This window comes from Paenibacillus sp. P46E (assembly GCF_001909095.1).
GTDB classification, from domain to species: Bacteria; Bacillota; Bacilli; order Paenibacillales; family Paenibacillaceae; genus Paenibacillus_AQ; species Paenibacillus_AQ helianthi.
Window position 1 is genome coordinate 1 of record NZ_LVYZ01000034.1, and the last position, 13,782, is coordinate 13,782.

13 protein-coding genes and 1 pseudogene are annotated in these 13,782 nt (G+C 53.0%); 3 read left to right on the forward strand and 11 right to left on the reverse strand.

The features are described 5' to 3' along the window. Positions 1–331: pseudogene (locus tag A3849_RS10890) on the reverse strand (IS5 family transposase); the annotation flags it as partial. A gap of 324 nt (positions 332–655) precedes the next feature. Between A3849_RS10890 and A3849_RS10895 the strand changes: the two are divergent. Continuing rightward, positions 656–1,636, forward strand: coding sequence for a zinc dependent phospholipase C family protein (locus tag A3849_RS10895; protein WP_074111435.1), 981 nt, complete (start codon positions 656–658; stop codon positions 1,634–1,636). 136 nt (positions 1,637–1,772) lie between these two features. Here A3849_RS10895 and A3849_RS10900 read toward each other — a convergent pair whose 3' ends face one another. From A3849_RS10900 to A3849_RS10920, 5 genes are read right to left on the reverse strand one after another with little or no spacing between them, the layout of a single operon-like run. Further along, the gene (locus A3849_RS10900) at positions 1,773–3,206 is read right to left on the reverse strand and encodes a HAMP domain-containing sensor histidine kinase (protein WP_074111436.1); all 1,434 of its coding nucleotides are present in this window, start codon (positions 3,204–3,206) and stop codon (positions 1,773–1,775) included. Positions 3,207–3,221: 15 nt separating this feature from the next. Then, a complete protein-coding gene (locus tag A3849_RS10905) occupies positions 3,222–3,908 on the reverse strand; it encodes a response regulator transcription factor (RefSeq protein WP_074111437.1) in 687 nt (228 codons plus the stop codon). 20 nt (positions 3,909–3,928) lie between these two features. Next, positions 3,929–4,714 (reverse strand): lantibiotic immunity ABC transporter MutG family permease subunit, encoded by a 786-nt coding sequence (locus A3849_RS10910; RefSeq protein WP_074111438.1) that lies wholly within the window; start codon positions 4,712–4,714, stop codon positions 3,929–3,931. 2 nt (positions 4,715–4,716) lie between these two features. Next, the gene (locus A3849_RS10915) at positions 4,717–5,475 is read right to left on the reverse strand and encodes a lantibiotic immunity ABC transporter MutE/EpiE family permease subunit (protein WP_074111439.1); all 759 of its coding nucleotides are present in this window, start codon (positions 5,473–5,475) and stop codon (positions 4,717–4,719) included. After that, positions 5,468–6,190, reverse strand: a complete 723-nt coding sequence (locus A3849_RS10920) for a lantibiotic protection ABC transporter ATP-binding protein (protein ID WP_074111440.1) — start codon at positions 6,188–6,190, stop codon at positions 5,468–5,470. Before A3849_RS10920 ends, A3849_RS10915 begins: the two co-directional genes overlap by 8 nt. 171 nt (positions 6,191–6,361) lie before the next feature. Here A3849_RS10920 and A3849_RS10925 point away from each other — a divergent pair, with 171 nt between their 5' ends. Further along, positions 6,362–7,522: a glycosyltransferase family 4 protein gene (locus A3849_RS10925; RefSeq protein ID WP_074111441.1), complete on the forward strand. Its 1,161-nt coding sequence runs from the start codon at positions 6,362–6,364 to the stop codon at positions 7,520–7,522. A gap of 32 nt (positions 7,523–7,554) precedes the next feature. Here A3849_RS10925 and A3849_RS32835 read toward each other — a convergent pair whose 3' ends face one another. The 4 genes from A3849_RS32835 to A3849_RS10945 all read right to left on the reverse strand — a co-directional run bounded on the left by A3849_RS32835 (position 7,555) and on the right by A3849_RS10945 (position 10,328). Next, the gene (locus tag A3849_RS32835; protein WP_178382659.1) at positions 7,555–7,719 is read right to left on the reverse strand and encodes a hypothetical protein; all 165 of its coding nucleotides are present in this window, start codon (positions 7,717–7,719) and stop codon (positions 7,555–7,557) included. A 232-nt stretch (positions 7,720–7,951) separates the two neighbouring features. Continuing rightward, on the reverse strand, positions 7,952–8,344 hold the full coding sequence (locus A3849_RS10930; protein WP_074111442.1) for a MerR family transcriptional regulator: 393 nt from the start codon (positions 8,342–8,344) through the stop codon (positions 7,952–7,954). Positions 8,345–8,426: 82 nt separating this feature from the next. Next, complete coding sequence (locus tag A3849_RS10935; protein WP_074111443.1) at positions 8,427–9,446, reverse strand: SDR family NAD(P)-dependent oxidoreductase; 1,020 nt, start codon at positions 9,444–9,446, stop codon at positions 8,427–8,429. Positions 9,447–9,755: 309 nt separating this feature from the next. Further along, positions 9,756–10,328, reverse strand: coding sequence for a GNAT family N-acetyltransferase (locus A3849_RS10945; protein ID WP_074111445.1), 573 nt, complete (start codon positions 10,326–10,328; stop codon positions 9,756–9,758). A 206-nt stretch (positions 10,329–10,534) separates the two neighbouring features. On the opposite strand from A3849_RS10945, the gene A3849_RS10950 reads away from it, so the two are divergent. Further along, positions 10,535–11,701, forward strand: a complete 1,167-nt coding sequence (locus A3849_RS10950; protein WP_074111446.1) for a copper amine oxidase N-terminal domain-containing protein — start codon at positions 10,535–10,537, stop codon at positions 11,699–11,701. A gap of 192 nt (positions 11,702–11,893) precedes the next feature. Here the strand turns inward: A3849_RS10950 and A3849_RS10955 are convergent, their stop codons facing one another. Continuing rightward, positions 11,894–13,735 carry a UbiD family decarboxylase gene (locus A3849_RS10955; protein WP_074111447.1) on the reverse strand — a complete coding sequence of 614 codons (1,842 nt, stop codon included), beginning with the start codon at positions 13,733–13,735 and terminating at the stop codon, positions 11,894–11,896. Between the last annotated feature and the right edge of the window lie 47 nt (positions 13,736–13,782).

Genomic DNA, 13,782 nt, shown 5'->3' on the forward strand with positions numbered 1-13,782 from the left:
TTTTTAGCACCGGCATTATGTTGATGGGCTTTGACCGATGTCGAATCAATGCTCAAGTTTTCAAAGTCAGGTTCGACCTGAAGAGTTTGGAAGATCGCGACAAGCAGTCCGGTATCTCGCCACTTGCAAAAGCGACTGTAGACCGTTTTCCATGGACCATAGCGTTCTCCGGTAAATCGAGCCAAGCAGCACCACTTCGAGCGATCCATAGAAAAGCGTTAAACATGGTTCGTTCACTTAATTTTGACGGACGTCCTGTTCGGTAGAGTGGAAACATCCCCTTAATTTGATCCCACTGTTCATCGCTTATTTCGTACCGTCTTTGAATCATACTTGACGCTCCATTCATTTTTCCCAAATCTTACCATGTTATTTAGTTTTCAGACACATTCTAATCACCTCTGCATGTATTTTAGTGTTACCGCTCGATTATAGAAAGGACAGGAAGAATTTCTTCCCGATTGCTGATTATCCCGCACTGTTGACCGGGCTCGAGCGAACTTACTGCAGGCGGCTTATTGAAATTGGTCCGGGTGAGGAGTAACCTAAAAGAAAGACGGAATCAAGAGAATTACAATCCGCACGAGTACTATGCCATCTCTTTTTACACAAATTCTGTATGCTGAAGATAACAACGATCAGAGGGGTGAAATGAATGCCTAACATTTGGATGCATCTGGAGTATGGGCAACAGCTAGCGGAAGAGTTCAGCGGTGAGTTCCCTTTTCTTGCGGAGATGAAGTCCCGTCCTGAGCTGTACCAGCTTGGCTGCCAGGGACCGGATTTCCTGCTGTACCACAGCTTTCTGCCCTGGAAAAAAGATACCCGGGCGCTTCAGCTCGGCGATCTCATGCATACGGAGAATTGCGGTCCGGTGCTGGTCGAATTCTGGCAGAGAGCCCGGGCGCTTCCCGCCGCCGAGCTGAAGGAGGCGCAGCAATATTTTCTCGGCTTCCTTACCCACCATCTGCTGGACCGTAACCTTCATCCCTACATCAACTGGAAAGCGGGCTACAAGCACCGTAATCACCAGCGTTTTGAGATTGTCCTCGACACCTTATTCATGAAGCGGCTGAGACAGTTGGATACATGGCGGCATGCCGCCTGGAAAAAAATCAATGTGGGCTCCCATTTGCCTATCCCCATCCACACGATTCTGCATGAAACCGCAGCTGACTGGTATCCCGAAACCCGGCGACTTCCCGCTGAAATCTGGCATGAAGCGTACCTGGACATGATTTTGGCGCATAAATGCTTATTCGATCCCAAGGGCTGGAAGAAATCCCTGCTGAGAGGCAAAGCCCGCCGCCTGTTTTCACAACAGCTGTCCCCTGCCGAGGAGAAGCTCGATTATCTGAACGAAAAACACGGGGAGTGGCGGCATTCGGCGCTCTACTCCGAAGTCCGGACCGAAAGTGTCTGGGACCTGTGGGAGGAGGCGCTTGCTGAAGGACGGACGGTGCTGCGGGCTCTGGCTTCGTGGCTGAACAGCACGGTGCCGGCTGAAGGCGCCCGGGCGCTGGAGCAGTTCAAGCTGGTGCTGGGTGACCGTTCTTATGATACCGGCAAAGAGTGCAGCAGCAATCTTAAGAACAGGTATGCCGAACCGATCTGGGAAGCAGGAATTATTTCCTGAAAATCAAAGCAGCCTCCGATTTCCTTAAGGCATATCCCCGGAGAGCAAAGCAGCGCTTCTTCTATTAAAGAAAAGCTGCTTTGCTTTTTTGGTTTGTTTATCCAAACTAAAACCCGTCCCATTCACCTTACACCATTCATCCTGCCTCTTCATGCTCTATAACCACGCATGCTCCACCTCCGGGTGTGTTGCTCAACCGGATCTCGCCGCCCAGCTTCGCGGCCAGCTGCTTTGCAATATACAGACCAAGCCCGGAATGCCCGTCCCTGCTGCCCCTGGCATCATCCCCCCGGTAGAATTTCTGAACAGCCTTCTCCAGGTCTCTCCGGCTAAATCCAGGCCCGGTATCACAGATCTCGTAAGAAATGCGGCTGCCTTGCACGGTAACCGAAACAGAAATGGTGCCACCGCCAGGCGTATATTCCAGACTGTTCATCACCACATTGTCGAGAATACGCTCCAGAAGCTCCGGGTCGGTGTGCAAAGATACCCCTGCCGCCTCCCCCATCCTCAGAACGATTTCAACACCCTTCCGGCCAGCCTCCAACGAGTAAGCCGTGATTTTGCGATCCAGAAATGGTACCAGCTCAAATGTCTCTGGATGGACTACGGAACCCGCCTTTTCCATATCCGATGTATACTGCATCTGCCGCACCCGTTCGCTGCTTTTGTCCGCATTCTCCCGGATCACGCCAAGATAGCGAAGAAGCTTCCCGTCTTTCGGGTCCCCCGAGTCGATTAATGCTTCGGCATAGCTTCGAATGATGGAGAGCGGAGCCTTGAGATCATGTGCCAGCGCTTCGACCATCTCCACCCGTTCCTGCTCCATCCGCCATTGTGCCGACAGGGAGCTCGCAAGCTCCGTTTTCATCTCGGCAAAAGCACTGCTGAGCTGGCCCAGCTCATTATCCGAATGATAGCTGATTTCGAAGTCGAGATCCTTCTCTTTAATCTTGCGGGCGGCCTCCATCAGCAGGCGCAGCGGCTTATTGATATTGCCGGCAACAAGGCGCGAGAATAACAGCGAGAATAAGAGAATATAGAGAAATGGCGACACTAATGCACCGATAAAAATCACCGTCATCCACATGTTGCCGGATTCATTCACATAAGTAGGCTTCAGCGCGTAGGACAGCAGTACCGCACCTTTGACTGCGCCTTCCGTATCGATGACCGGCACCGTGTGCACATATCTGCTTTGGATACCCGTGGTAGTATTCAACAGCTTGTACAGTTCCGTTCGGCCGTGAATTTGCACATTATCCAGTGTGCCATATAAGATGTGTGCATTCCCGTCCACCACCTGGTAAGTGATGCCCTCACCCGGAATCGCCGCTTCCAGCGCCGGTCTGGCGGATAAGGCAAGCAGCGCTGTTTGTTCCTGCAGAATATAGCTTTCGATGGCAGGCAAGCGCTTCTCATAATGATTGGCGGGATACACCAGCTTATTCTCCACCCGCATAAAGAGCAGCACAGCCAGAGCATAAGTGATCACCGTCGCTACCACGCTGGACAGGATAATATAGGTGAAAGCCAGTTGAAACTGGGTCTTAAGCGGTTTTTTATTCATATGGCAGCTCCTAGCTTAGTGAATGGTCCATTTGTAGCCGATTCCCCATACGGTAGAGATATAATCGCCGGAAGGATCGGCCGCGGCCAGCTTGGCCCGAATCTTCTTGATATGCTCAACTACGGTCGATGCATCTCCTTCGGCATCATAACCCCAGACTTTCTCATAAATATGCTCGCGTGAAAAAACCTGGCCGCCATGCAGCGCCAGCAGCTCAGTGATATCATATTCCCGCCGCGTCAGTGTGAGAGGCTCCCCTGCTACGCTGACCAGCCGTTCCTTCAGACTCAGCTCCAGCTTGCCAAACCGCAGCCGGTTGTACTGCTGCGGCTTTTGCCGTGACCGTTCTTCCCTCCGCAGATTGCCCTCGATCCGGGCCATCAGCTCGCGGAGGCCAAACGGCTTGATCACATAATCATCTCCGCCCAGCGTCAGCCCGCGGACCCGGTCCGCTTCCGACTGCCTGGCACTCAGGAAGATAATCGGACAGCTTACCTGGTCGCGGATGCTGCGGCAGACTTCAAAACCATTCATCTCCGGCATCATAATGTCGAGAATAATTAGATCCGGTTCACGCTCCACCAGCCGGACGCCTTCGATTCCGTCAGCAGCGGACAGCACCTCATGCCCCTTGGCCTCCAGCTCATCTGTGAGCAGTTGAACCAAGGCCTCTTCATCATCAATGATCAAAATTCTGCTCAATTTATCCCTCCTGCCCTTCGCTATTCGTAGCTGTCACGGCCTTCCCATCTACAAAACCATAGTATACTACAAGCGGTCACAAGCATGAACACCATACAGGCTGGAACGAGACCCCGAACCAGATTGTCCCGCAGGAATCCGGATAACTGGAAGCCATCCGGCAGTGATACCCCTTGCATAGCGAGGCCAGGAAGACCGGCAAGCCGGGCAGGCCAGGACCAGGGTACGAAGGGCCATATGGCATCACCTATGGAAGTGGTGCCTATGATGGCAGCAACCAGCAGACCCGCTCCCCCTGCTCCAACAGAAGCGCCCAGCCCGAAAGCCAGCGCCAGGTACAGATGCAGTGCGCACAAGGCCAGGCTGCCCGCAAGCGCAAGCAGACCGCTGAGCAGGAAGATTCCTGCTCCAGGATGCTCCAATTGAAGAATATACCGCATCCCGGGGAGCATCACCAGCATGGAACCAAAAAGGAATGCTGCAACCAGCAGAATCAGCTGCAGCAGCTTGCCAAGATAGATCAGCGTTCTGGGCGCACTCTGCCCCAGCAGGCCGTTGAAATGGCCGGCATTCTCCTCCTGGGCAGCAAGCAGTCCGGCCAACAAACCTATACCGACAGGCAGAACTATACTAGCCGACTGAAAAAAGGCGTGGTGGATCTCATATGGAAGCCCCGCTGTACGGACAGGACGGGCGAAGTACCATAATAGAAGCGCAGGATAGCCCAGAACTGCCATCCCTGTCAACCAGCGGACTGGTGTCCGCTTTGTTTTGAGCCAATCCGAGGCCATTAATCGCAGCAGCATTTCTATTTCACCTCTTTCCGGTCAAACCATACTCCTGTTAGCCAGGAACTGGCCGCAAAAAATAGCAGTGAAACGGCAATCCCTGCTGGAATAACCGAGGTGTCCAGCAGGGGGTCCCCGGTTTCAAGTGGGACGCCGTTTGGATGAACTCCGGCTACCGGACACATCAGCCGCAGTGCCCAGCTCCAGGGCACATAGAGCCAATGGGGACCAGGTGCGGCAAGGACACCAGCGAACATGCCTGCAACACCCAGCCCGATAGATGCGGCCATTCCTTTCCAGGCAGCAGCCATGAGCTGCAAAGGAATCAGGCTTAATGAGACCAGCCAAGTGAGCAGGCTGGCATACACTACCTTTTCCACAGGAAGGGTTCCATCCGTTATCAGCAGACCTGCAAGCAGAGCAGCAGCAATGGTTCCCAATGATGACAGGAGCATATAGTAAGCAAGCACCATGATTTTGCCGATCCACAGTAATCCGGGACGGATATTGTGCAGGCGTAAGCCGCGGTAATGGCCGGCCTTACGTTCCCTAACCTCGGCCAGTGCACAGAGCAGCGCCGTGCCGAGCGGCACGAAAATAAACGGCCACCAGTTGAAAACCATACTGAGGAACAGCTCCCCTGGTAAGCTCTGTCCTTTGGGAATGTACAGTAAGGCAATGAGCGCGAACAGTACAAAGAACGACGGGGCAGCCCAAACCAGCTTCAACGAAAAGCTGCGTTTGTATTTCAAATGCTCTGATTGAAGGATACTAAACATGCTGCACACCACCTGCCTGTTCCCGGTTTCGGGCAACGACCTGCATAAACAGCGCTTCCAGATCCTCGCCTGTATGGATTTCGCTCTCATAGCCCAGCCGTCCACCGCTAATAATGCCGATATGATCGGCGATCTGCTCCACCTCAGACAGAATGTGGCTGGAGAGAATCACGGTGATACCCTGCCCAGGGAAGGAACGGATCAGTTCCCTGAGCTCTTGAATGCCCAGCGGGTCGAGTCCGTTCGTCGGTTCATCCAGAATCAGCAGCTCCGGCTGGTTCAGCAGGGCAATCGCTATACCGAGTCTTTGTTTCATCCCGAGCGAGAACTGGGACGCCTTTTTGGAGCGTGTCTCCTGCAGATCCACTGTGCGCAGCACCTCTTCGATCCTTTGCGCAGGCAGTCTCAACAGCATCGCATGAACCATCAAGTTCTCCCTTGCCGTAAGGTTGCCGTACAGCGCAGGAGCTTCAATCAGAGCCCCGATCCGCTCCAGATGCCGTCTCTCCCAAGGCTTCCCCCCAACCAGAATCTCCCCTTCACTTGGACGCAGAAGTCCTGTAATCATTTTTAGTGTAGTCGTTTTACCTGCCCCATTGGGTCCAAGAAGTCCGTATACTGTGCCTTTCGGTATCTTCAGCGACACATCTGCCACGGCCTGCTGCCGCTTGAACCGTTTACTTAAATGTCTTGTTTCCAGAATATATGGCCCCATCTAATCCCTTCCTCTCGTTACTGTGTGGAGACAGATTAACAAGAGAAAATAAAGATTTGATAATGTTTACCCGAATACTATTTGTCCGCTGTTATTGTTTAACCTCCGGTTAACTCCCTTGTAATATTCGGCTGTTACGATCAGGGCAAGAAGACCATAGGGAGGGATTCCATGCGCCTGGCCTTATTTACGGACACGTTTCTTCCGCAAACCAACGGTGTCGCCCGCACGCTTGGCCGGTTGACCAGTCACCTGAACCGCCGGGGGATTGAGCATCTGCTGTTTACACCCAAATCCGCCATTGAAGGCAGCTACCCCGATCCGGTTCGTCCTGTCGCCAGCATTCCTTTTTTTCTGTATCCGGAGTGCAGGCTGGCTCTGCCCAGCATGTCGTCGATTCAGAGCCAGCTGAATTCCTTCCAGCCAGATCTGCTGCATATGGCCACCCCGTTCAACATTGGCCTCTGCGGCCTCCGTTATGCGCATAGGCAAGGCCTTCCTCATGTTGCCTCCTACCATACCCATTTCGACCGTTACCTGGAATACTACCGGGTACGCCGAATTGTCCCCCTTTATTGGAAATACATGAAATGGTTCCACCGCTCTTGCGATGCTACGTTTGCCCCATCCCGGGAAACGATACGCACACTGCAGGAGCAAGGCTTCGAGCGGCTGCAGCTCTGGTCGAGAGGCATTGATTACCGCCAGTATTCTCCGGACAAACGCAATGCCGCTGAAGTACGGGAGCGTTATGGAATCACCGAACCGCTGATACTGCTCTATGTAGGCCGGATTGCTCCGGAAAAAGATATCTCCACCCTCCTGCAAGCTGTACGGCATCTCCCCGAATCTGTTGCTGCCGGGGTTCACCTGCTAGTGGTCGGTGACGGCCCCTTGCTGCCCGAACTGCGGTCCCAGGCACCCCGGAATGTGACCTTCACCGGTGTGAAGCACGGCGAGGAACTCGCAGAGCTATACGCTTCTGCCGATCTGTTCGTGTTCCCTTCCTGCACGGAAACCTTTGGCAACGTGGTACTGGAGGCTATGGCCTCAGGGTTGCCTGTCATTGCCGCCGGTGCAGGCGGGTCTATGGAACTGGTGATGCCCGGGATTAACGGCGAGCTGTTTCAGCCGAATGATCCGGGAGCGCTGGTTGAGGAGATATGCCGCATGGCCAACAATTCGATTCTGCGGGACATCATGGGGATGGAAGGACGGAGACAGGCGCTTGGCCGTTCCTGGGAACACATTTTTGACGGCCTGATCCGCGATTATGAAGAAGTGATCGACAGCAGACGCATCAAAACCAGGGCGAAGATAATCACAGCCTGAGGGAGCAACGGAAGAATCCTGCCCCGGTTCCACTAGGAGATGTAACGAATGTATGTCTGCTGTAAGGTTTTATGTGTATCACGCATGTAGAAACGGCTGCGCCGTCCTTCACTGGACAGCACAGCCGTTTTGGATTGGGGATACCGGGGTACATGGCTTTTCCCGTCCGGCGGGTAAACCGGTGCTTCCCCTATCATCCATTCCTCCTTGAACCGTATGGCAGAGGCAGACCTAAGCGGAAAAAGTGAATTTAGATCTTAGGCTCACGCTCTCCCGAAAGCGCTAGTTGGAGAAAGTAGACTTAAATAGGCCTATTTTCCTCCTTACAGCGGAATTCGCTTCGTTTAAGTCTACTAATTCCCACTAACACCTCTGCAGCAGGCTTTGAGCATATTTAAGTTCACTAATTCCACTTCACTCCCCTCAGTACTAGAGTCCCATGCGGTCCTGCGGAGCCAGCTGTCCTTGCTCCAGTAAGTCATATTTGGACAGCTTCATATTCACAATGGCAAAAGCCCGGTCCAGCTCCTGCTGTTGACGCACCAGATCCTGCTTGTATTCCCGTAAAATGACCGTACGCTGCGGAATCGTCGAATCGCCCTGAAGCGTAAGGTCTACCATTTGCTTCAATGTGGCCACCGGTAAACCGGTTACCCGAAAACAGTTCAGGAGCGAGATAGACTCCAGATCCTTTTCCTCAAATATCCGATTCCCGTATTCGTCCCGCTGAAGCGCTGGAAGCAGCCCTTCCTTTTCATAATAGCGGATGGTATGCGGAGCCAGCCCCAGCTTCTCCGAAGCCTCTTTGATGGAGATTCCCAAGTAAGCCACTTCCCTCTGACCACTACAGTGATCCAGTTTCCCCCTAGTATACGGTGTAAAGTATACTTTACGTCAAGTCGGCTCAGATATTGAACTTCACTCCGGTCATCTGCTCACTGAGCACCCACAGCCGCCCGGCAGACTCCCGGTCAACGGCCCACGGCCAGACTCCCGAGCCCTGCACACTGTCTGCCGGAACAGCTTCGGCAATATCGGCATCCTCGCAGTAGACGCCTCCCAGGCCATCAAGTTGTTCACTAACCGCACACCATACGCTGGTTGCAGCTCCCTGCTCTGTAGTCTTCATGAAATCAGGCTGCTTCATGCCAGATGACAGTTTCTCCTCCTCTTTGGCGGGTTGAGCAGTCTGAATCGGCTTCACACCCCCCTCCTCTGACTCCAGGAAACGGCCAATTCCCGAGGAAGGAATGAGGCCCGGATGGACAGCGAAAGCCCGGACTCCGTACGCTTTGGCTTTATCATCCAGAGCTACTGCAAACAGTACGTTCGCACTTTTGGACTGGGCATAAGCTTTCCATTTGTCATATTCCCGCCGTTCAAAGCTCGGATCACTGAGATCAACACCACCCAGGCGATGCGCCCGGGAGGAGACCGAGATGACCCGGGCCAGACCCGCCTGTTTCAATGCAGGCCAGAGACGGGCCGTTAGCTGAAAATGCCCCAGATGATTGGTAGCGAATTGCGACTCATAGCCGCGCGTATCACGTGCCAGGGGTGCAGCCATTATGCCTGCACTGTTGATGAGATAGTGAAGCGGCCGGCCTGAAAGGATGAACCGCTGGGCGAAGCCGTCAATAGAAGCGGGGTCCATCAAATCAAGGGCTTCCAGCTCCAGACCGGGAATGCCGGATACTGCAGCTTTAGCCTTTTCCGGTGTCCGCGCCGGCACAATTACAGTGGCTCCCGCTTCGGCTAACACACGTGAGGTTTCCAGGCCAATTCCGGAATATCCGCCCGTAACTATTGCTACTTTACCAGTCAGGTTCAGACCGCCGATTACTTCTTTGGCTGTTGTCTGGACGTCGAATCCCGTTGCTAGCGGTGCTTGTAATGTTCGATGATGATGTTTTTGTGCTTCCATGTATTATCCCTCCATTTCGTTTGTTCGGGATCATCATATTCCTTAAAGTTCACTTTAAGGCAAGCCATAATTTTATTAATAACGGATTCAGCTTCCTCACATAACAAAAGCACATGAATTCTCCAAGGAGAACGTTCATGTGCTTTTGTTATTCTCAATGTAATTTTCCGCTTAGACGGGCAATCAATCGATATCACGCTGAATGGTGCGCTGCGACACTTCGAATTTCTCAGCCAGCACCGGGCACTGACTGTTTCCCGGTTCAGCAGATAGATTACAATCCCCAGCAGACGGCCCCTTTTCATCCCGCTATGCCTGCTGCTTGTCCGAAGCCGCCTGCTGGATGCTTAGCCATTCGCTTCCAAGCAGACCGTAGGCATAGGTATCATGATAGAGCGGATGTCCTTCAATATCGTTTTTGAAGTACCCCGTCTGAAGCAAATGCCCTTCCCGGCGCAGCTGCAGCCGCTCCAGCAATTGCCAGGAGGGATGGTTGCGGGGATCACAGTGAGCAGTTACTCTGCGGATCTGCAAGTCACTGAATGCATATTCCAGCAGCCTTAGGCACGCCTCTGTTGCATAGCCCTGGCCCTGGAATCCACTCCCGAAGACATAGCCGAGCTCCCAAGTCTGGAACGCCTGCGGCTCTTGCTGCTGAAAATAGAGATTGCCTATCATTTTACCGGACTCCTTCAGGCATACCGCCCAAAAAGCATGGTCCGTAGAGCGTCTAAGCGCCTCCGCCTTACTCGCCTCCTCATCAAAAACCCCATAAGGCTCGTACCTCACCACCTCTTCCCGGGACAGATAATCATGCAAATCCTCCCAGTCTTCCGGTTTGAAGCCTCTCATCGTTAACCGCTGTGTTTCCAAAACTCCCATAGTTTTGTCCCCTTCATCCTACTTCACCGTATTAGAACTCCCCACAATAGTAGCAATGGCGATCCAATATATTCAATATATTTTCTTTCTAAATCCATATTTTACCGAAACATTCCCGCGGAGGAGCCGTCTATATGAACAATTGCACACGCTGAAGCCAGTTCCCCACCTTATTCAACCATTTTTTTGAAAGGAGAACATCATATATGGCCAGAAAAATGCTTCTACCCGCCGCAATTGCCTTACTGCTGTTATCGGGTGCATCCCCTTCTCCGGCATCCGCCCAAAAAGCTGCAACCGTGCAAGTCGTGCTGACCTTCACCAATCAATCCACACTCGCAAGCGGCGAGACAGGGGATGGACAAATCAAGAATGGTGTCACCTATATGCCAGCTTCTATAATCACGCCTGCAGGATTTGCACTCAAGTGGGACAATTCCAGTAAACAAGCTGTTTTCAGCGGCTGGGAGAAAAGCTTCACCGTTCAGGTTGGCAGCCGCACCGGTGTGCTCGATGGCAAAAGAATCGACACCGGCGGCACTCCTTACCTCTTCAATCATCAGTTGTATGTGCCTGTAAAATTCATCGTATCCGCTCTTGAGGGTAAATCCGTCCGCTGGAATCCACAAACACAGCAACTCCTGGCAGACGGACTCCATATGTACCGTGCCTACTCCGAAAGCCACGCAGGTTCCGTTTATACCGTATCCCTCGATACCGGCGAACTATTCATCACCACTGGAGGCAGACCCAAGCGCAAACTTGCTTCACTGGGTAGCGGGCTGGATCTGGTCCACTTCAAATTTGAACAGACACCGGCTGGACTTACCATGCTGCGCATCAGCAATAGTTACGGGGAGCCTCATATTTATCGGGAATATTTCACCTACCTCCTCAAGAACGCTGCCCTTATCCGCCAGGCCCATACAGATTTCCATTCCACCTTCAGCGAGCCAGCCGTATGGTCCGGAGGCAATCTGCTGCTGAACGACGGCCGCTCCTTGCGGCTCATCGAGGATGGGACAGGGGATGTAATTGAAACCGTAGATCTGGCCCGGCTGATGGGCATAAGTAAAAACAGCCCTCCTACCGTCTACTATAACGTCGAAGGCTGGTATTCGGATGTGGCGGTAATCCGTCCTGGTGATACAGCATTCCTGACATTGGTGAACCGCAGCACCGGTGTACAAACCCCGCTCTACAAAGTGCTGGTGGATGCAGACCGGCAGCGGGTACTGGAGCAGGGCGATTCGATGTTCCCGGGAGACAATATCTTCCTGACCGGACGGACTGGCAACACCCTAACCTTTACCGGATATATTAACGGCGGCAAGGGTGAAGTGTATACCTACACCCTTCCGGGCGGAGAGTAACCGGATAGAAATCGGCAATCGCATATCCATTACCACAGCTCCATTCTGCAGCCTTGAACTCTTATGACCCGATATCAACAAAAACCACGGCAAGCGTCCGATACGCCTGCCGTGGTTCCCTTTAATTCCGTCACGCATTCCAACATTGATTCCGTACCGGATCAGGGTACAGTACTTCTCCCAAGCTTAAGCTCAGCGAAGTTTGTGCAGCCCGGCCAGAGGGGCTCCCTGTGCAAAAAAGCGTTCAATATTCCGCTCCACCGCCGCATCCGGGATCAGTGGAGGCGCTTGATGCGGCTTCACACGGGCGTCAATGATCACATTATCGCAGAACCAGTGTTTGTTCTCTACACCACTGTTCACCCCATAGATATCATGTGAGGGATTGCTGCGCGTAAAGGTTGCCCAGAGGAAGTTGTTTAACGTTTCACTCATGAAAGTACTATCGTCACACAGGATGATCATCGGGCAGCTATCAAGTACACCTTGTTCCTGAATCGCGATACTCAGCCTGTCTGTTTCCTCCCGCGCTGCCGCATAATCAATAAACTTCGGTCCCTGCAATGCCACGATTCCCGGTATAATCATTTTTGCTTGTCCGAACGTCTGCAGATTCTTCAGAATCCCCGGTACCTCCGTACACAAGGTTCGCTTCTGCTCCCCCACCGCTGCAAAAACCACTTTGCTGCCGCTGTTAATCCCCGTTCCGGAATAATCCAGAGTGTCTATCGTAGTATTGGTCTGAAAATGAATGTCCCGGTGCAAATTGATCCGCTCCAGAATATAGATCAGGAAATCCCCGATCTTGTGTGTGCTGACCGGCCGGTCTTCTTCCGCCGTAATGAACAGATACTTCGCCAGACTGAGCTGTCCTGTCCCAAGTATCCGGTTCGCGATGGTAAGCAGCTCCGCAGGCTGCTTCAGCTGCTGGTATGGGGTATAACGCTCGCTTCCTATGGCGAACAGCAGCGGATGCACACCAGCTGCATCGACCGCATGCACCTCTTTGACTCCAGGCACCTCCTGCTTCACAGCCCCGCCAGTCAGCTCATGGATCAATTCTCCGAAGGCTGTATCCTCCTGCGGCGGGCGTCCTACAACAGTAAACGGGAAGATGGCCCCTTTTTTGGCATAGACCTTATGCACTTTCATCACAGGGAACGGATGGGTCAGACTGTAGTAGCCCAAGTGGTCGCCAAAAGGCCCCTCCGGTCTGGTCTCCCCGGGATGAATCTCGCCGGTAATGACAAAGTCTGCATCACTGCTGATGCAGAAACCGTCTGCATAGCTGTAGCGGAAGTGGCGCCCCGCCAGAAGCCCTGCAAAGGTCATTTCGCTTAAGCCCTCGGGCAAGGGCATGACCGCAGATAAGGTATGTGCGGGAGGTCCCCCGATGAAGCAGCTAACCTTGAGCGGCTGGCCTTTCTTCGTTGCCTTGGTCTGGTGAATGCCGATGCCCCGGTGAATCTGGTAATGCACGCCGACTTCCTTATTGATCTCATACTCATTGCCGCTAAGCTGAATACGGTACATGCCAAGATTGGAATTCATAATGCCGGGCTTGTCCGGGTCCTCGGAATAGACCTGAGGCAGGGTGATGAACGCGCCGCCGTCCCCAGGCCAATGCTTAATTTGCGGCAGGTCGGATATTCGGATCTCCTCGAAGCCCGCCGGAACGCCACTCCCTTTTTTCAGCGGCAGGGCTTTTCTGGCCGCCAGCCCTGTGCCTACATATTTGAGCGGCTGCTTGAGCGCCTTCATCGGATCACTGCGCAGAGCAATCACATCCTGGGACGACTCCCAGGTATCGCGGAATATAAATTTACTGCGTTCTATCGTGCCGAACAGATTCGACACTGCGCGGTATTTCGAGCCTTTGACCTTCTCGAAGAGCAGGGCGGGACCGCCCGCTTCGTAGACCTTCAGATGAATCGCCGCCATCTCAAGGTTCGGGTCGACTTCCTCAGGAATACGGACCAGATGTCCATGTTTTTCCAAATCGGTAATACATTCTTCCATATTGCGGTATCTCATGGTCTTACTCCAATCTCCAGAAGAAATGTGAACTTCTTTTATTATCA